Origin of the sequence: Novosphingobium sp. (assembly GCF_030696665.1) — a bacterium.
GTDB lineage: Bacteria > Pseudomonadota > Alphaproteobacteria > Sphingomonadales > Sphingomonadaceae > Novosphingobium.
Genome location: NZ_JAUYRV010000046.1, coordinates 306,225 through 323,371, shown reverse-complemented (window position 1 = coordinate 323,371; position 17,147 = coordinate 306,225). Strand labels below are relative to the sequence as shown.

Genomic DNA, 17,147 nt, shown 5'->3' with positions numbered 1-17,147 from the left:
GCGGGAGGGGTTGGGGGTGGGCAGGCGCTATTTCAGCGCCGCGATCCAGCAGTTGAGCAGCGCGTTGGCGAGGCCTTTGTCGATGGCTTCGGCGGCTTCTTCAACACCCTCGTGCCAATCATGCGCTTCGCCTGCGACGATAAGCGCAGCGGCGGCGTTGAACAGGACGGCGTTGCGGTAGGGGCCTTCCTCGCCCTGAAGAAGGGCGCGCAGGGCGGCAGCGTTGAATTGTGCGTCGCCACCGCGCAGGGCTTCGACGGGCGCGGTGGGCAGGCCTGCGTCTTGTGGCGTGAGGCGGCGCATCAGGACTTCGTGCCCACGCACTTCGGCCAGTTCGTTGCCCCCTGCTAGGCTCAATTCATCGAGGCCTTCGTCGCCCGAGATGACCATGCTGTGGTCGGTGCCGAGGCGGCTCATGGCGTCGGCGTAGATCGGCACATAGGCTGGGCGCGCGATGCCGACGAGTTGGCGGCGGACGCCTGCGGGATTGGCGAGCGGCCCCATCAGGTTGAAGATGGTGCGGCGGCCCAGCGCCTTGCGGATGGGCATGATGCGGCCCATCGCCGGATGATGCTTTCCAGCGAACAGGAAGCAGATGCCGAGGTCGTTCAGCGTTTCCTCGGCGGTTTCGGCGGCGCGATCAAGGTTGAGGCCGAGGGCTTCGAGAGTGTCTGCCGCGCCTGCCTTTGAACTTGCGGCGCGGTTTCCGTGCTTGGCCACGGGCACGCCGCAGGCCGCGACGACGAGGCTGACGGCGGTGGAAACGTTGAGCGTGTGGTGCCCGTCTCCGCCGGTGCCGCAGACGTCTATGGCGTTGGCAGGCGCTTTGACGGGGATCATGCGTGCGCGCATCGCACGGGCGGCTCCGGCGATTTCAGACGCGGTCTCGCCCCGGTCCGACAGGGCGGTGAGGAACTGCGCTATTGCTTCGTCCGACACGGTGCCGTCCAGCACAGCGGCGAAGGCGTGTTCCGCTTCGGCCTCGTCCAGCGGGTGAGTGACGTCTGGAAGGCTCATGCCGGGACGGGACGCGTGTTGATGCCGCAGAGCTTGAGGAAGTTTCCGATCATCGCATGGCCGTGCTCGGTGGCGATGCTTTCCGGGTGGAACTGCACGCCGTGGATGGGCAGCGAGGTGTGGCGGAAGCCCATGACGTGCGTGTCATCGGACTGCGCGTTGACTTCGAGGCAATCGGGAATGTCGGTCACGATCAGCGAGTGATAGCGCGTGGCGATGAAGGGCGAGGGCAGGCCTGCGAATACGCCGGTTCCATCGTGGGTGACGGGGCTGGTCTTGCCATGCATCAGCCCGCCGCGCACGACCTTCCCGCCGAAATACTGCCCGATAGACTGGTGGCCGAGGCACACGCCAAGCAGCGGCAAATTCGCATCCGCCGCCGCGCCGACAAGGTCGAGGCTGACGCCCGCCTCGTTCGGTGTGCAGGGACCGGGCGAGAGCAGAAACCCTTGCGCGCCAGTCTTGATCGCCTGTTCAGCGGTAAGTGCATCATTGCGCACGACTTCAACCTCGGCGCCCATCTCCATCAGGTAGTGGACGAGGTTCCAGGTGAAGCTGTCGTAGTTGTCGATGACGAGGATCATTAGTTTTTGTTCAATCCCATTTCGCGGCTTTGAAGTTTCCGTTTCCAAAGTCCCTCACAACCAGCGATGTCGTCGAGAGTCGCTGACGATCCACATACCTCCAGGATGCTCACTTGGTAATCGCTGGGATCACGAAGTTTGAGACCAAGATTGCCTCCGTGACCCGTGACCACATATTCCATCCATCGCTGTAGGAAGCCACCACTTGAACTGGCCATCCCGACATACTGTTCACGGGTTTTCGGGCACGTCAAAAGATAGATGCCACGAACCGAAGATAGCGCCTCCTGCCAAGCGACTGGGAGAGAAGCAATTTCACTCAATGAGCCAATGAAGCGAAGAAAGCCGGGGAAGGGCGGTTCGATAACCCCCCTTCGGAGTTCGATGACTTGCTTATCCTGCTTGCTAGCAACCTGCCTCCAACTACGATGGCCTTTACCCCAATCTATAACAATGCGTCCGGCGTAATCCGCCAATGCGTTGGAACGGATGAGTGAATATAGATCGTAAGGGGGGGTAATTGGTTCTTTGGTCTTGTCGGCTCCGGGGGCGACGCCTGTGACTGGATCTATAACATCCGAAGGCGCTGATCCTATCAACTTAACCTCGTACAAGCCGACGAAAAGCGTTTCGCCACTTGGTGTCACTACGAAGCTGGCCCAATTGGGGCGTGAGAAGAAACTTCTGTCTTTCGGGCTTTGATAGCTTTGAAAACGATCGAACTCCGCAAGGTTAGTGCGCCAGAGTCCATACGGAGTAGGGCGGCCAGAAATTACCTTCTGATGCCGCAGCAAGACCGTCTCAGCTGGGCTTATTCCAGCCAATTGGAGCAAAGAGTTAAAACGAAAACAGCTCACTGTCCGAAACGAGGTTCACTCGCCACCCGCACAGCCTCGCGCGCCGCCGCAAACAGCGCGCCGCTCTTCAACTCGCACTCGCGCTGTTCGTATTCGGGGTTGCTGTCCGCCACGATGCCTGCGCCTGCCTGGGCGTGGAGGACGCCGTCTTTGACCACGCCGGTGCGCAGGACGATGCAGCTGTCGACTGAGCCGTCGGGGGCGAAGTAGCCGACGCCGCCGGCGTAGGCACCGCGGGTTTCGGGTTCGAGTTCGGCGATGATTTCGCAGGCGCGGACCTTGGGCGCGCCGCTCACGGTGCCTGCGGGGAAACCGGCGAAGAGGGCGTCCACGCTGTCGGCGCGGTTGGTGTCGAGTTGGCCGACCACGTTCGAGACGATGTGCATGACGTGGCTGTAGCGTTCGACCGTGTAGCTTTCGGTGACTTTGACCGTGCCGGCCTTGGCCACGCGGCCCACATCGTTACGGCCGAGGTCGAGCAGCATCAGGTGTTCGGCGCGTTCCTTGGGATCGTCGAGCAGGCTGAGTTCGTTGGCGCGGTCTTCTTCGGGCGTCTTTCCGCGGGGGCGGGTTCCGGCGATGGGGCGGATGGTGACTTGCCCGTCACGAATGCGGACGAGGATTTCCGGGCTTGAGCCGGTGAGCGCGAAGCCTGGCATGTCGAGGAAGTAGAGGAAGGGCGAGGGGTTGATGCGGCGCAAGGCGCGGTAAAGCGCGATGGGCGGCAGCGGGAAGGGCGCGGTGAAGCGCTGGGCGAGGACCACCTGGAAGATGTCGCCCGCCTCGATGTAGTCTTTTGCGCGCATGACCATCTGCGCATAGTTTGCCGACGGCATGACCGGTTGCGGGGTCACGTCGACGCTTTCGGCGAGGCGCGTGTCGGCGGGGACCGGGTCGGCCAGTTTGCGCAGAGCGCTGTCGATGCGCTCGGCGGCGGTTTCGAGCAGTTGGGCAGGTGCGCCGCCTTCGGCCCAGACCGGCGCGATGGCGAAGAGTTCGTCGGACAGGCGATCGAACACCAGCACCACGGTGGGGCGGGTGAACAGCATGTCGGGCAGGACGAGGTCGCTTTGCGCAGGCCGCGGAAGTTTCTCGACGAGGCCGATTGTCTCGTAGCCGAAATAGCCGACGAGGCAGGCGAGTGCCGGGGGCAGGGCGGCGGGCACATCGATCCGGCAGGCGGAGACGAGCGCGCGCAGTTCTGTCAGCGCGTTATCGGGCAGCGAGGTGAAAGCGGCCTTGTCGTGCCGCCAGACGCGGTTGATTTCGGCGCTGGTGCCGGTGGCGCGGAAGACCAGATCCGGGTCAATCCCGAGCAGGCTGTAGCGCCCGCGCACTTCGCCGCCCTGCACGGATTCGAGCAGGAAATCGCCGCGCCCTGATTCCATCAGTTTCAGCGCTGCGCCGACCGGGGTTTCGGTATCCACGATCAGCTTGCGCCAAACCAGCGCGGGCTTTCCGGCGGTGAGCTGGGTGAGCGCTGGGCCGTGGTTTTCAGGCAGTGCGGTGATAGGGTCTGCGATGGCTGTGATCATTGATTTACTGCGTGTTTGCGCCGGTCAGCTGATCGCGGACGGCCTTGATACCGGCTTCGTTGCGCTCGACGCCAATGTCCTTGCGGATGGCGCTGCGCAGTTGCTGGGCGAATTCATCGCCGCTGTCGGCTGCGAACGAGCGTGCGGCCTGTGCGAAGACCTGATCGCCGCGCTTTACATCGCCGATCACGATGTCTTTGAGGGCGACGAGATACCAGCCAGCCTTGTCCGCGCCTTCGAGCCGCTTGTTGCTGCCCTTTGCCATCGCGAAGAGCAGTGCAAGCGGGGCGGGGACTTGGCCCTGCATCTGGGTCAGCGCGGCGCGCGGCAGATCGATCGGCTGCGGCGCGGGCAGGGCAACGCCTGCCAGCTTGAGCGCTTCGGCCATCGGCGTGCCCTTGTTCAGCGCGGCGAGGATCTTGTCAGCCGCTGCCTTGGCCTTGGCCGAGCCTTGATCGACGGCCCAATCGCGAGCGACATTGCCCTTGATCAGATCGAGCGGGGCAGGGGTGGCGGCAGTGAGTTGGCCGACATCGAAGATTGCAAATTTTTCGCCCGGCTTCAGTTCAGCCAGTTGTGCTTCGCCTTCACGCTCCATTGCGAACGCAGCCTGCACCAGCGGGGCGAGGTCTTCGGCGACCTTTTCGCCCTGCTTGCCATAAACGCTGCCATTGGCGGTGAGCGGCGGCGTGGTGGCGACGGTGAGATTCAACGTCTTGGCGATATCGGCAAGGCCGGTGCCGCCGTCGATTTCCTGCTCTGCCTGAGCGGCAAGATCGGACAGGGCGGCGCGGCGCTTTTCGAGTGTTAGTGCGGCGACAAGCTCAGGGCGGGCCTGATCGAGCGTTTTGCCCTCGTTGCGCTTCACCGCGTCAACTTTGACCACATGCCACCCGAGACCGGACTTGGCGGGTGCGGCAAGCGTGCCTTGCGCGGCGGAGAATGCTGCGTCGGCGACAGGCTTGGCGGTCTGGCTGGCCAGCGTATCGCGCGTCTGGCTTTCCAGCTTGCTGGGGACGAGGCCCTTTGCACGGGCGGCGTTTTCCAGCGAGCCATCGCTGCCCACTTCGGCGGCGAGCGCTTTGGCGGCGGCTTCGGTGGGGACGATCACCTGCGTGACCGAGCGCTGTTCCGACGGGGAATAGACGGCGGTGTTGAGCTTGTAGCGGTTGGCCACTTCGGCCTCGGTAGGGGCTGGCACCGTCTTGAGGGTGGCTTCATCGACCACGAGGTAGCGGATCGTGCGCCGTTCGGGCTGCATGTAGCGGCCCTTGTTGGCGTTGTAGAACGCGCTCAGCGTGTTCGCGTCCGGCGGTGAGGCGGGGGCGAAGGCCAGCGACGGGATCGTGGCGATGGTGCCGATGCGCTTTTCGGTGAGGAGCGCGGCGTAGCGCTGCACGGATTCATCGGCCATCTGCGCGCCAAATGCGGCAGGCAACAGGAGTTGGCGAGCGAGCAGGCCTTGCCCCAGATCCTTGCGCACTTCCTTGTCGGTCAAGCCGCGCTGGGCGAGCAGTTGTTCATAGGTTGTTTGGCTGAACTTGCCGTCAACACCCTGAAACGCCTGAATTTTCACGATCTCACTGTCGACCAGACGATCACTCGCCACCATGCCGTGGCGCTTGCCCCATTCGGCCATAGCGAGGCGGTCGGTCAGCCCGGTGAGCACGGTTTCCATGCCGCCTGCATCGAGGAACTGCTTCATCGTCAGGCCGGGTTGGCGCTGGCGTTCCTGTTCGAAGGCGTTGGTCAGCGCCTTGGCCAGTTCGGCAGTGCCGACACGGCTGGAGCCGACCTTTGCCGCGCGATCACCCCCGGCGATGCCGCCAAAGCCGCTGCCGGTGACATCCGCGCTGGCAAAGGCAAGCGCGATGAGGCCGAGGAAGAGAAGCGCAACGACGACGCCGATGCGGGATTTCAGGAACGAGCGGAAGAAGCCGAGCATTTGCGGGTGTTCGTCTCTTTTTCAGGGCACCCAAGGGCACCGAATGACAATTTGCCGATGCCTTAGGAGCCAAACGCAATTCCCGCAATGGTGCGCAGCGCCTTGAGTGCGGCAATGTGCGTCTGCGCACCGTGCTGATTAAGCACTTATGCGATCAGGGGTTTTGCAGAATCACTCAGGGTTTGATAGCCGCCCGGCGACTCAGGGCCAAATCGGCCCAATTTGAATGTTTCGAGACTTTGTGTCTCGGCAGGGTATAACAGGGGAACGGGCTGATCATGTCGCATCGTCCATATATTGTTGGCAACTGGAAGATGAACGGGAGCCGCGCCATGCTGGCCGAAGCTCGCGCTATCGACCGTGCGGCAGCCCGCTATCCCGATGTGCAAGTGGCGCTGGCTCCTCCGTTCACGCTGATCGGCGCGTTGCGTGAGGCTGTGACGGCAATGGGCGTGGGCGGGCAGGACTGCCACGCACAGGCCAAGGGCGCGCATACCGGCGATGTTTCTGCTGCGATGCTGGTCGATACCGGCGCGGACGTGGTGATCGTGGGGCACAGCGAACGGCGCAAGGATCATGGTGAGAGCGACGCTGTGGTGAAAGCCAAGGCGGAAGCGGCGCTTTCCGCAGGCCTTGGTATCATCGTTTGTGTCGGTGAAACGCTGGAAGAGCGGGACGCGGGCAAGGCTGAGGCGGTCGTTTCCGGTCAGGTTGATGGCTCGTTGCCCGATGCAGATGCATTTGGTGAGGCCGTTGCCGCAAGCAAGGTTGCCGTAGCTTATGAACCGGTCTGGGCCATCGGGACGGGGCGTGTTGCCGCTGTATCCGATGTGGTTGCGATGCATGCCGCCATTCGTGAGCGTTTGCTGGCGCTTTATGGAGAGAGCGGCGCGAAAGTGCGCATCCTCTATGGCGGGTCGGTTAACGCAGGGAATGCGGCGGAACTGCTGGCGGCTGACGGGGTGAGCGGCGCGCTGGTTGGCGGCGCGAGCCTGACGGCTGAGGCGTTTCTTCCGATCGTGGCAGCGGCGGGTATTGGCGAGGCCTGATAGCCTTAAGCACATCGCGCGGGTTGCGCCGAGGCGTTCTCGCGCCTACATGGCCGGAAATTCCTGCGCTCATCGGCGCGAAGGGTAGAGATTCATGTCGCTGTTCATTTTCCTCACCGTGGTTCAGGCAATCGTTGCGGCGCTGCTTGTCGTCGTGATCCTGATGCAAAAGTCTGAAGGCGGTGGCCTTGGCGTGGGTGGAAGCCCGGCCGGGTTCATGTCGGCACGTGGCGCGGCCGATTTCATGACGCGCATGACGACGATTCTGGCAACGGCGTTCGTGGTGTTGAGCATCACGCTGGCAGCGCTGGCCGTGGGCACGACATCAAGCCGCGAGATCGACACGTCGCTTGAGCGTGTTGCGCCGGTGCAAAATGCGCCCGCCGCCGATCCGCTGGCACCGGCACAAGGTGGCCAGCCTGTCGCTGCTCCTTCGGGTGCGGCTCCGGCAGCAGCGCAAGCTCCGGCTGCTGATCCACTGGGTGGCGCTGCCCCTCAATAAGGTTTTTTGAGCAAGACAGACCGCCGACCCGCTTCCCAACGGTCGCGGGGCGGCTCTCTTGTTGCGTTCGATCAATGCGAATTCGACCACGCCTGTGGATTGCGGCAGAGATTACAGCCGCAACCGCTTGCGCAACTGCAACCTCTGACGCTAAGGCCCGACTCCCATGACGCGGTACATTTTTATCACCGGCGGCGTGGTTTCCTCGCTCGGCAAAGGTCTTATGGCGGCAAGCCTTGCAGCGCTGCTGCAGGCGCGCGGATTTCGCGTCCGGATCCGCAAGTTTGACCCTTATTTGAACGTCGATCCGGGCACGATGAGTCCGTATCAGCACGGCGAAGTCTATGTGACTGACGACGGTGCCGAGACCGACCTTGATCTTGGCCACTACGAGCGCTTTACCGGCGTCTCGGCGCGGCAGGCTGACAACATTACGTCGGGCCGCATCTATCGCGACATCATCGCCAAGGAACGGCGCGGGGATTACCTTGGGGCGACGGTGCAGGTGATCCCGCATGTGACTGATGCGATCAAGGAATTTGCTCAGGCGGAAACCGAAGATCTGGATTTTGTGTTGTGCGAGATTGGCGGCACGGTGGGCGACATCGAGGGGCTGCCCTTCATTGAAGCGTTGCGCCAACTGCACAATGAAATGAGGGACGAGACCTGTTTCGTCCACGTTACGCTGGTGCCCTATATCGCGGCGGCCGGTGAGTTGAAGACCAAGCCGACGCAGCATTCGGTGCGCGAATTGACCGGGCTTGGCATCCAGCCTGACATCCTGCTGTGCCGCTGCGAAAAGCCGCTGCCCGAAGGTGAACGCGCGAAGATCGCGCAGTTCTGCAATGTACGCAAATCGGCGGTGATCCCAGCGCTTGACGCATCAAGCATCTATTCGGTCCCGCTGCAGTATCACGCCGAGGGCCTTGACGGCGAAGTGCTGCGCCACTTCGGCATGACTGCGCCTGAACCGGATCTGGCGCGCTGGGATGACATTGTCGATCGGCATTCGAACCCTGAAGGCGAAGTGACCATCGGTGTGGTCGGCAAGTATGTCGGCCTGCAAGACGCCTACAAGTCGTTGAACGAAGCGCTGGTGCACGGTGGCATGGCCAACCGGGTGAAAGTGCGGATCAAGTGGCTCGACGCCGAGCTGTTCGAACAGGACGACGACGAGATCGCTGCAGCGCTGGAGCCGATGCACGGCATTCTGGTGCCCGGCGGCTTTGGCGAGCGCGGGACCGAAGGCAAGATTGCATCGGTGCGCTTTGCACGGGAACGCAAGGTGCCGTTCTTTGGCATCTGCCTTGGCATGCAAATGGCCTGCATCGAAGGTGCACGCAACACAGCGGGCATAGCCAACGCGTCGTCAACCGAGTTCGGTCCGACCGATGAACCGGTTGTGGGAATCATCACCGAATGGATGACGTCTGAAGGGCTGGAAAAGCGTTCTGAAGGCGGCGATCTGGGCGGCACTATGCGGCTGGGCGCATACCCGGCGAAGTTGGCAGGCAATAGCCATATCGCCAACGTCTATGGCGCGACCGACATCAGCGAACGGCACCGCCATCGTTACGAAGTGAACGTCGCTTACAAGGAGCGCCTTGAAAAGGGCGGCCTTGTGTTCTCTGGCATGTCGCCCGACGGACTACTGCCGGAAATCGTTGAGCGGCCCGACCATCCTTGGTTTATCGGCGTGCAGTTCCACCCGGAACTGAAAAGCAGGCCTTTTGAACCGCACCCGCTTTTTGCGGGATTCATTGCTGCGGCGGTGAAGCAGGCGCGTCTGGTTTGATGGTGCGCAAAATCACTGGTATTTAGCGGTATTCCCTGATTAGTTGCCCCTGAACGCACTTGGGGCAAGTATTCAGGGGATGGCGTAATGGATGCGGCACGGTTGGCCGAGGCGCTGACGGCGCAGAGTCTCTTTGCTGATTGCGAGGAGGCTGAACTTTCCGACATCATCGCGCGCGGGCAAGTGCGGGCGTTCAAACCCGGACAAGTCCTGATGGGGCAGGGTGAGCAAGGATCGACCCTGTTCATCGTCCTCAAAGGGCTGGCCCGCGTAAGCATGGTTGCGGCCAACGGCCGTGAGATCATTCTGGATTATGCCGAACCGGGGCACGTTCTGGGCGAGATTGCCTTTCTTGACGGGGGTGAGCGCACGGCAACGGTCGAGGTGATCGACCCTGTCGAGGCACTGGTGCTGACGCGCGGCGCTTTTTCCGACATCATCGAAAAGCACAAGGGGCTGGCGCTGCGCCTGCTCAAAGCGATGGCGCGAAGGTTGCGTCAGAACAATGCGGTGATCGAGGCGGACCGCGCCTACACGTCAGGGCCAAGGCTGGCGCGGTTCCTGCTGCGGCTGATGATGGCCGAGGGTGCAGGCAACGAGAACCAATTGAAGATCGCATTGAGCCAAGGCGAACTTGGAAACTTTGCGGGTATGTCCCGCGAACAGATCAATCGTCAGCTCTCCGCATGGGCGGAAAACGGCATGGTCGGGTTGAAGGGCGGGCGAGTGACGATCCTTGACCGCGACGCGCTGATCGATGTGGCCGAGGCCTGGTGACGTACAAAGGGCGGACGCTGAGGCCCGCCCTTTGGTTTATATTACACCAGATCAGGCGGCGGCAGAGTTGTCGCCCTCGATCACCTTGAGCTGGGTGTGCCCCCCGATGATCACCTTTTTCGGCTTCATCGCCTCGGGCACTTCACGGACAAGATCAATCGCCAGCAGGCCGTCGGCAAGGTCGGCGGCTTCGACGCGGACGAAATCGGCCAGTTCAAAGCGGCGTTCGAACCCACGGTTGGCAATGCCGACATGCAGGTACTCGCGTTCGCTCGGTTCGGGCCGCTGGCCCTTGACCACCAGCAGGTTCTGCTGCGCGGTGATGTCAATATCCTCGGCCTTGAATCCGGCAACTGCCAGCGTGATCCGATAGGATTCATCGCCGCTGCGCTCGATATTGAAGGGGGGATAGTTGTCACCAGCATTGGCGCGGGCCTGGCGTTCGAGCAGGTCGAACAGGCGATCAAAACCCACGGTGGTGCGGCGATAGGGCGTAAAATCAAAACGGTTCATGGCAATATCCTCAACATGAGCAATCTGCACTTGCCTTGGCGTGCCCGGAACCCGGCGCCCGCCTTGGCGGTTTGGTGGCCATGCCCGACTTGCGGCGCATGACACGTGAACCCATGTGTGTTAGCCAATTTCGCATTTCAAGACCCCTTTTCGAGGTGCTCATGTCGAATATGCCAAAGGTCGAAATCTATACCAAGTGGGGCTGCCCCTATTGCTCGCGCGCCAAGCAGCTGCTCGACGGCAAGGGCGTGGCTTATGAAGAATTTGACGTCACGATGGGCGGGCCGAAGAAGGCGGAGATGCTGGATCGTGCGCCCGGCCACCTGACAGTGCCTTCAATCTTCATTGATGGCATTCACGTGGGCGGGTCTGACCAACTCTCGGCACTGAATGCGCAGGGCAAGCTGGATATGATGCTCGGCCTGTGACGGGGGCGGTGGCGCGCGGCCCGGTCAAGGTCGCGCTGTTCCAGATGACCAGCGGCATCGATCCGCAGGCCAATGCAACTGCCATCGTGAATGCCGCGCGCAACGCTGCGGACGCGGGGGCGGCGATGCTGTTCACGCCCGAGATGTGCGGATTGCTTGATCGCAACCGTGCGCGGGCCACGCCCAATATCGTGCCCGAGCGCGACAGCCCGGTGCTGGCTGCGGCTTGCGATGTGGCGCGGGAGCTGGGTCTATGGATCGACTTGGGATCGCTCGCCGTACTACGCGATGATGGCAAGTGGGCGAATCGGGGCTTCGTGGTTGATGCTGACGGCGCGATTGCTGCCCGGTACGACAAGATCCATATGTTTGACGTCGATCTGGCAACCGGCGAAACCTGGCGGGAATCTGCGGCCTACACGCCGGGAGAGCAAGTGGTGACGGTCGATACGCCGGTCGGCAAGCTTGGCCTTGCGATCTGTTATGATGTGCGATTTCCGGCTTTGTTTGAAGAACTTGGGCAGCAGCGATGCGATGTGATCCGTATTCCGGCCGCGTTTACGGTGCCTACCGGCAAGGCGCACTGGCACCTGATGCAGCGCGCCCGCGCGGTGGAGGCAAGTGCGTGGGTCATTTCGGCGGCGCAAGGCGGACTGCATGAGGATGGGCGTGAGACCTATGGCCATTCGCTGGTCGTCGATCCTTGGGGCGAAGTGCTCTACGATGGGGGTGAGGGCACGTCGCTCGGCTTTGCGACGATCGACCCTGCCCGAACGGTTGAGGTCCGCGCCCAGTTGCCAAGCCTTGCCAACAAGCGCGAAATCCCTAGATCGAGAGAATGATTGTCTTCGATCTGCAATGCGAGCCGATGGGTCATCGCTTCGAGGGGTGGTTCGGCTCGTCGACGGACTATGAGGACCAGTGCGCGCGGGGCTTGGTGTCCTGTCCCACATGCGGATCGGCCGATGTGACCAAGGCCGTGATGGCGCCGAATCTTGGCCGCAAGGGCAATCAGTTGCCGGTCGCCACGGCACGGCCGGCAGTCCCGCCGCAAGCCGCCACCAACCTTCCGCTGCCGCCCGAAGCTGTTGCCATGTTCAAGGCTGTGGCAGCAATGCAGGCCGAAGCCATCAAGTCGTCCACATGGGTGGGCGAAAAGTTCGCCGATGATGCCCGCGCCATGCATTATGGCGAAAAGGATGCGGCGGCCATCCACGGTAAGGCGACGCTGGATGAAGCGCGTGAACTGATCGAGGAGGGCATTCAAGTGGCGCCACTGCTCGTGCCGGTGATCCCGCCTGAGGAAGCCAACTGAATTCGCCCAAACAGCGTTGCCAGCACTCGCCTGCCTGCCTAAAGACAACGCGGGCGCCCGTAGCTCAGCAGGATAGAGCACCAGATTCCTAATCTGGGGGCCATGGGTTCGAATCCCGTCGGGCGCACCATTTTCCGCAGTTTCAATCGATGCGTGCGCTCGCTATTACTGCTCGCGCGCCTGTCAGGCTGAGGTGGTGGGAATCGAAATAGGCAGGCTTTCCGCCAATGCTGAGGCGCGAATGATCACCGTTGCCCAGTGCGGCCAGCGGGTCGATGATGGCCACGTTTCTGCTTGTCCAGCGGGGATATTGTGACGTTAGCCACGATGTTTCGTCGCGATACTTCGCAAGGGTTGTTCCACGCGCTGATGCAAGTGTGCCGCGTGCGGTGGCGTGGGCCAGATGGCGGGGGACGTCGAAGGGCTGGCGTGGCACCGGGCCGATGAGGACCACCTGCTTGCCCGCCGCCTGCAATCGGCTGATTGTATCGTCGATCATGCGGATCATGCCGGGTTGGCGATAGGCTGGGCTAGCCCAGAACGCGACAAGATAGACCCGCTTGATGTTGTGAGACGCCAGCAAGTGCTGGAGTGTGTTGGCATTGCTTTGCCCGCAGCCGGGATCTGACGCCACAGTGTAGCCAACGACGGGCGGACAGCTCGCACGGGTCCGCTGGACAATAGCGCCACCGCTGCGCTCCAGCTTTTCGCCCAGCGCAAATGCCAGTTCGACGCCGTGGCTATCGCCCCATAGCGCGGCGGTTGGCGAGGTGGCAGCGCCGAGAACGCAGTCGGGGCGGTCGCCTCCGGCGCTGTCAAGGATGCAGGCACCGCGCTTTGGGCTGATGTCGTTGACGGCCTCGGCCATGCGCGTGACTTGTGCCGGGAAGCGCGCGGGCCAACCGCCCAGCGGCAAGACCGCCACAGCGGTGGCCGCAATCACGCCCATGCCGACAGCGCTGAGTGTAAAAATACGGCGACGGCTGAAACGCTGCGCATTGCGGAAGGGGCGCTCGATATAGCGCCAGCTCGCCCATGCCAAAACGAAGCTGGCGGCAATAACGACGGCCTGCCTTGCGCCGACAAGGGGAGCGTTGGAAACATATTCGGCAAATACGATCAGTGGCCAGTGCCACAAGTACAGCGAGTAGGAGATGAGTCCGACGCCAACCAGCAACGGCAGCGACAGCATGCGCCCCACCACAGTGCCCGGGGCGAAGCGGATCAGCATAACCGTGCCCAGTACCGGGGCCAGTGCAGTGACGCCGGGAAACACCGTAGTGCGGCCGTAGGCAAACACCGGCCACACGATCAGGGCCAGCCCAACCAGTGCAAGCGATTGCGGCAGGGGGCGGCTGTCAGGCTGTGGTTGGGCCAAGAGCGCCAGCATCGATCCTGCCAGAAGTTCCCATGCGCGGGCAGGAAGCAGGTAGAACGCAAAGCCATCGGTATCGGCTTGCTTCGACACAGCGAGCGCAAAACTGGCGAGCGCAAGCACTGCAATGATGGTTAATCGCTGGCGCGGCGCGAATTTTGCGCAAAGCCAGAGCACAGCGGGAAAAGCCACGTAAAACTGCTCTTCCACCGCCAATGACCAGCAGTGGAGCAACGGCATTGCATCGGCCGGGCCGCCGAAATATCCTGTTTGGGTGAAGAACCAGACGTTGGCGAGAAACCCCAGCGTCATCAGCGCCGAGCGTGGCACGGCAGCAAAATCGGCGGGCAAGTACAGCCATGCAGCCAGCACCAGCACGGCAGCGATCATCACCAGCAGGGCCGGCAGGATGCGGCGTGCGCGGCGTTCGTAGAACCTCAGCAACGAAAACTGCCCAGCATCAATCTCGCGTGCGATGATGGCCGTGATCAGAAAGCCGGAAATGACGAAGAACACGTCCACGCCGACAAAGCCGCCGGAAAAGCCCGGCAGCTTTGCGTGGAAGGCAAGCACCGGCAGGATCGCAAAAGCGCGAAGTCCGTCGATGTCACGGCGATAGGCGGTAGCAGAACTCATTCGGCATACATTCTATCCGCACAAGGTTAATCCTGCGTATCGGTGCGGCGTCTTCGGGCGTTCTGCTGACGCCTACAGAGTTTTGCGGTAGGGGACTTTGGTGCTTGATCCGCAGATGCTTTTGTGATTCAACAAAAATCATGAACACCCGCAGGTCTCCGTTGCTCCCGAAAGACAGTCTGACACAGTCGCTGGCGCTTATCGCGCTGCTGCTGCTCGGCGCTGCAGGCGTTGCAGGACCAAGCGGTTTGCTCGCCTGGGGCGAAAATGCGCGCCTGCTTGAGCAGCGCCAGCAGGAAATCGCCCGGCTCACGGCTGAGCGTGATCGTGTGAAGAACCGCGTCGCGCTGCTCGACCCGCGTCACGCCGACCCTGATCTTGTCGGCGAATTGCTTCGCAGCAATCTTAATGTTGCCCATCCTGACGAGCTGGTCATTCCCGTAAAAAATTGAGCTGGCATTCTTGTCCAGCCAGTGCATCCGGAATTTGCGAAGGCCCGGCGGGGAACGCTTTGGCCATTTGCGGCTTGATGGTGTTTGGTGAAGGGCGCATGACGGCTGTGGTTAAAGGGGATCTGGTTTGACGCAGAAGCGCCGTGGTGGCGAAGACCCGGCCGGCATATTGCAGGCCGATGCGTTGCAGGAATCCGTGGTTGGCAGCGATGCAGGCGCTGATCAGATGCAGCCTCACTCCTCTTCAGTCTGGCGCTATGTCCATGCCAGCCGTGCGCACGCGGTAATTGATGCAGCGGATTACTTTGCGTTGATCCGTGATGCGATGATGCGGGCGCAGCAGCGAATTTTCCTGATCGGTTGGGACTTTGACACGCGCATCATGATTGGCGGAGGGCGCCGTTGGTGGAACCTTCCGCGCCGCAGCGTTTCGCCGGCACGGCTTGGCCCGTTCATCCTGTGGCTGGCCAATCGCCGAAAAAACATCGATGTGCGGGTTTTGAAGTGGAATTTCGGCGCGCTCAAGGCGTTCTTTCGCGGCTCAATGATGCTTGATCTGCTGCGCTGGTGGCGTCATCCGCGCATCGTATTCAAGCTTGATAGTGCGCATCCGCTAGGCTGCAGCCACCACCAGAAAATTGCCGTTATCGATGATCGTTTTGCTGTTTGCGGGGGCATCGACATGGCTGGTGATCGTTGGGACACCCGCGATCATCTGGATAATGACCCGCGCCGGAAACGGCCGGGAGGCGGCACATATGGGCCGTGGCATGATTGCACGATGCTGCTGGAAGGCGAGGCCGCGCGCGTGTTGGGCGATTTCGGACGCAAGCGGTGGGAGCAGGCGGGCGGAAAGCCGTTTGGGCCATGCAAGCCGCAGAAGTCCTCGCCGTGGCCCGGGCATATCGAGGCAGAATTCCGAGATGTCGAGATCGGGATTGCACGCACGCGCTCACACTATGCCGAAGCGCGCGAAGTGCGTGAAATCGAAGCTTTGTTCATCGAACACATCGCGCGCGCAAAGCGTTTCATCTACTTTGAAAACCAGTATTTCTCCTCACGCTCTGTGGCCGAGGCGATTGCGCAACGCATGATGGAGCCGGACCCGCCCGAGGTTGTGCTGATCAATCCGCAAAGCTCGGACGGATGGCTTGAGCAGGCTGCGATGGACGGTGCGCGTGTCCAGTTGGTGCGTGCGATCCAGCAAGCTGATCACAAGCAGCGCTTTTCGGTGTGGCATCCGTTTACGGTGGGTGGGCAGCCAATCTACGTCCATTCAAAACTTACCATCGTCGATGACGAAATCCTGCGCATCGGTTCAGCCAATCTCAACAACCGCTCGATGGGGCTGGACAGCGAGTGCGACGTGTTCATCGATTGTGCGCGGCCCGGCAACGATCACTGCGGCGATGCCATCCGGCGCTTGCGCATTTCGCTGCTGGCAGAGCATTGCGGTATTTCGCCCAAACAGGTAGCGGAACTGCTCGAACAGCATGACACAATGGCCGCAATGATCGTAGCTGCGCCGCAGGACGGGAAAAGGCTTGGGGCCTTCGTTCCGCACGAGTTGAGCGAGGCGGAGCAGGCGCTTGCTGACAACGAGGTGCTCGATCCTGAACGGCCGGAGGAGATGCTCTCCTTCTACCGCAAGGGGTTGTTCAGAAGCCGCTTCTTGCGGCGGCCGGGAAAGCATAAGGACGCGCGATGAGCAGTTTGGTGGGGACGGACGAAGACGACGATCTGGCACGTGGCAAGGCTCCGGTGCCTGCCGACGTGCAGGACGCTATCCGCACGTTGCTGCGCTGGGCAGGCGATGATCCGGCGCGTGAAGGCTTGCTGGATACGCCCAAGCGCGTTGCGCGGGCGTGGAAGGAGTATTGTCAGGGCTATGGCGAAGACCCGGCGATCCACCTTGCGCGTCAGTTTGAGGAAGTGGGCGGATACGACGAGATCGTTCTGCTGAAAGACATCCCGTTCCAAAGCCATTGCGAACATCACATGGCCCCGATCATCGGCAAGGCAGCTATTGCCTATCTGCCGCGTGACAAGGTGGTGGGCATTTCCAAGCTGGCCCGCGTGCTGCATGGATTTGCGCGCCGCTTGCAGATTCAGGAACGCCTCACCGCCGAGGTTGCAGATTGCATCTGGCAGAACCTCAAGCCTCATGGCGTTGCTGTGGTGATCGAGGCGAGCCATGCCTGCATGACCGCCCGCGGCGTGCGCACACCCGGCGTTGGCATGGTCACCAGCAGGCTCATGGGCACTTTCCTGGACGACGAACGCAGCCGCAAGGAAGTGCTAAGCCTGATGGGCTATTGATCTGCTGCACAGCAAAGAAACATTACAGGCCGATTGCTTGGCGGCTCG

17 protein-coding genes and 1 tRNA gene are annotated in these 17,147 nt (G+C 61.9%); 11 read left to right on the top strand and 7 right to left on the bottom strand.

Annotation, left to right across the window (positions count from 1 at the left end):
• Positions 1–27: 27 nt before the first annotated feature.
• From trpD to Q8R81_RS14390, 5 genes are read right to left on the bottom strand one after another with little or no spacing between them, the layout of a single operon-like run.
• Complete coding sequence (gene trpD / locus Q8R81_RS14410) at positions 28–1,017, bottom strand: anthranilate phosphoribosyltransferase (RefSeq protein WP_305618962.1); 990 nt, start codon at positions 1,015–1,017, stop codon at positions 28–30.
• Positions 1,014–1,601 (bottom strand): aminodeoxychorismate/anthranilate synthase component II, encoded by a 588-nt coding sequence (locus Q8R81_RS14405; RefSeq protein ID WP_305618960.1) that lies wholly within the window; start codon positions 1,599–1,601, stop codon positions 1,014–1,016. Before Q8R81_RS14405 ends, trpD begins: the two co-directional genes overlap by 4 nt.
• On the bottom strand, positions 1,601–2,395 hold the full coding sequence (locus Q8R81_RS14400; RefSeq protein ID WP_305618958.1) for a GIY-YIG nuclease family protein: 795 nt from the start codon (positions 2,393–2,395) through the stop codon (positions 1,601–1,603). Before Q8R81_RS14400 ends, Q8R81_RS14405 begins: the two co-directional genes overlap by 1 nt.
• A gap of 59 nt (positions 2,396–2,454) precedes the next feature.
• Positions 2,455–3,993, bottom strand: coding sequence for an anthranilate synthase component I family protein (locus tag Q8R81_RS14395; RefSeq protein ID WP_305618956.1), 1,539 nt, complete (start codon positions 3,991–3,993; stop codon positions 2,455–2,457).
• Between the two features lie 4 nt (positions 3,994–3,997).
• The gene (locus Q8R81_RS14390) at positions 3,998–5,938 is read right to left on the bottom strand and encodes a peptidylprolyl isomerase (RefSeq protein ID WP_305618954.1); all 1,941 of its coding nucleotides are present in this window, start codon (positions 5,936–5,938) and stop codon (positions 3,998–4,000) included.
• Positions 5,939–6,216: 278 nt separating this feature from the next.
• On the opposite strand from Q8R81_RS14390, the gene tpiA reads away from it, so the two are divergent.
• The 4 genes from tpiA (at position 6,217) to Q8R81_RS14370 (ending at position 10,061) form a co-directional block, all read left to right on the top strand.
• Positions 6,217–6,987 carry a triose-phosphate isomerase gene (gene tpiA / locus Q8R81_RS14385; protein ID WP_305618952.1) on the top strand — a complete coding sequence of 257 codons (771 nt, stop codon included), beginning with the start codon at positions 6,217–6,219 and terminating at the stop codon, positions 6,985–6,987.
• A gap of 100 nt (positions 6,988–7,087) precedes the next feature.
• Positions 7,088–7,489, top strand: coding sequence for a preprotein translocase subunit SecG (gene secG, locus Q8R81_RS14380; protein ID WP_305619410.1), 402 nt, complete (start codon positions 7,088–7,090; stop codon positions 7,487–7,489).
• A 166-nt stretch (positions 7,490–7,655) separates the two neighbouring features.
• Positions 7,656–9,284, top strand: a complete 1,629-nt coding sequence (locus Q8R81_RS14375) for a CTP synthase (protein ID WP_305618950.1) — start codon at positions 7,656–7,658, stop codon at positions 9,282–9,284.
• An 87-nt stretch (positions 9,285–9,371) separates the two neighbouring features.
• Complete coding sequence (locus Q8R81_RS14370) at positions 9,372–10,061, top strand: Crp/Fnr family transcriptional regulator (protein ID WP_305618949.1); 690 nt, start codon at positions 9,372–9,374, stop codon at positions 10,059–10,061.
• A 51-nt stretch (positions 10,062–10,112) separates the two neighbouring features.
• On the opposite strand, the gene Q8R81_RS14365 is transcribed toward Q8R81_RS14370, so the two are convergent.
• Entirely contained in the window at positions 10,113–10,574 is a 462-nt protein-coding gene (locus Q8R81_RS14365; RefSeq protein ID WP_305618947.1) for an Hsp20 family protein, read from the bottom strand.
• A gap of 170 nt (positions 10,575–10,744) precedes the next feature.
• Here Q8R81_RS14365 and grxC point away from each other — a divergent pair, with 170 nt between their 5' ends.
• The 4 genes from grxC (at position 10,745) to Q8R81_RS14345 (ending at position 12,447) form a co-directional block, all read left to right on the top strand.
• Entirely contained in the window at positions 10,745–11,002 is a 258-nt protein-coding gene (gene grxC, locus Q8R81_RS14360; RefSeq protein ID WP_305618945.1) for a glutaredoxin 3, read from the top strand.
• Positions 11,003–11,046: 44 nt separating this feature from the next.
• On the top strand, positions 11,047–11,844 hold the full coding sequence (locus Q8R81_RS14355; RefSeq protein ID WP_305619408.1) for a carbon-nitrogen hydrolase family protein: 798 nt from the start codon (positions 11,047–11,049) through the stop codon (positions 11,842–11,844).
• Entirely contained in the window at positions 11,841–12,317 is a 477-nt protein-coding gene (locus Q8R81_RS14350) for a DUF1178 family protein (protein ID WP_305618944.1), read from the top strand. The genes Q8R81_RS14355 and Q8R81_RS14350 overlap by 4 nt, the downstream gene beginning before the upstream one ends.
• A 53-nt stretch (positions 12,318–12,370) precedes the next feature.
• Positions 12,371–12,447, top strand: a tRNA-Arg gene (locus Q8R81_RS14345).
• A 12-nt stretch (positions 12,448–12,459) separates the two neighbouring features.
• Here Q8R81_RS14345 and Q8R81_RS14340 read toward each other — a convergent pair.
• On the bottom strand, positions 12,460–14,328 hold the full coding sequence (locus Q8R81_RS14340; protein ID WP_305618942.1) for an acyltransferase family protein: 1,869 nt from the start codon (positions 14,326–14,328) through the stop codon (positions 12,460–12,462).
• 140 nt (positions 14,329–14,468) lie between these two features.
• Between Q8R81_RS14340 and Q8R81_RS14335 the strand changes: the two genes are divergently transcribed.
• The 3 genes from Q8R81_RS14335 (at position 14,469) to folE (ending at position 17,099) form a co-directional block, all read left to right on the top strand.
• Positions 14,469–14,780, top strand: coding sequence for a septum formation initiator family protein (locus Q8R81_RS14335; RefSeq protein WP_305618940.1), 312 nt, complete (start codon positions 14,469–14,471; stop codon positions 14,778–14,780).
• A gap of 127 nt (positions 14,781–14,907) precedes the next feature.
• Positions 14,908–16,488, top strand: coding sequence for a phospholipase D-like domain-containing protein (locus tag Q8R81_RS14330; RefSeq protein ID WP_305618938.1), 1,581 nt, complete (start codon positions 14,908–14,910; stop codon positions 16,486–16,488).
• Positions 16,485–17,099: a GTP cyclohydrolase I FolE gene (folE, locus tag Q8R81_RS14325; protein ID WP_305618936.1), complete on the top strand. Its 615-nt coding sequence runs from the start codon at positions 16,485–16,487 to the stop codon at positions 17,097–17,099. The genes Q8R81_RS14330 and folE overlap by 4 nt, the downstream gene beginning before the upstream one ends.
• Positions 17,100–17,147: the final 48 nt, after the last annotated feature.

Coding starts and splice junctions, on each gene's coding strand:
- trpD (WP_305618962.1), bottom strand. CDS start 1,017: ATGAGCCTTCCAGACGTCACTCACCCGCTGGACGAGGCCGAAGCGGAA.
- Q8R81_RS14405 (WP_305618960.1), bottom strand. CDS start 1,601: ATGATCCTCGTCATCGACAACTACGACAGCTTCACCTGGAACCTCGTC.
- Q8R81_RS14395 (WP_305618956.1), bottom strand. CDS start 3,993: ATGATCACAGCCATCGCAGACCCTATCACCGCACTGCCTGAAAACCAC.
- Q8R81_RS14390 (WP_305618954.1), bottom strand. CDS start 5,938: ATGCTCGGCTTCTTCCGCTCGTTCCTGAAATCCCGCATCGGCGTCGTC.
- tpiA (WP_305618952.1), top strand. CDS start 6,217: ATGTCGCATCGTCCATATATTGTTGGCAACTGGAAGATGAACGGGAGC.
- Q8R81_RS14375 (WP_305618950.1), top strand. CDS start 7,656: ATGACGCGGTACATTTTTATCACCGGCGGCGTGGTTTCCTCGCTCGGC.
- Q8R81_RS14370 (WP_305618949.1), top strand. CDS start 9,372: ATGGATGCGGCACGGTTGGCCGAGGCGCTGACGGCGCAGAGTCTCTTT.
- Q8R81_RS14365 (WP_305618947.1), bottom strand. CDS start 10,574: ATGAACCGTTTTGATTTTACGCCCTATCGCCGCACCACCGTGGGTTTT.
- grxC (WP_305618945.1), top strand. CDS start 10,745: ATGCCAAAGGTCGAAATCTATACCAAGTGGGGCTGCCCCTATTGCTCG.
- Q8R81_RS14355 (WP_305619408.1), top strand. CDS start 11,047: ATGACCAGCGGCATCGATCCGCAGGCCAATGCAACTGCCATCGTGAAT.
- Q8R81_RS14350 (WP_305618944.1), top strand. CDS start 11,841: ATGATTGTCTTCGATCTGCAATGCGAGCCGATGGGTCATCGCTTCGAG.
- Q8R81_RS14340 (WP_305618942.1), bottom strand. CDS start 14,328: ATGAGTTCTGCTACCGCCTATCGCCGTGACATCGACGGACTTCGCGCT.
- Q8R81_RS14335 (WP_305618940.1), top strand. CDS start 14,469: ATGAACACCCGCAGGTCTCCGTTGCTCCCGAAAGACAGTCTGACACAG.
- folE (WP_305618936.1), top strand. CDS start 16,485: ATGAGCAGTTTGGTGGGGACGGACGAAGACGACGATCTGGCACGTGGC.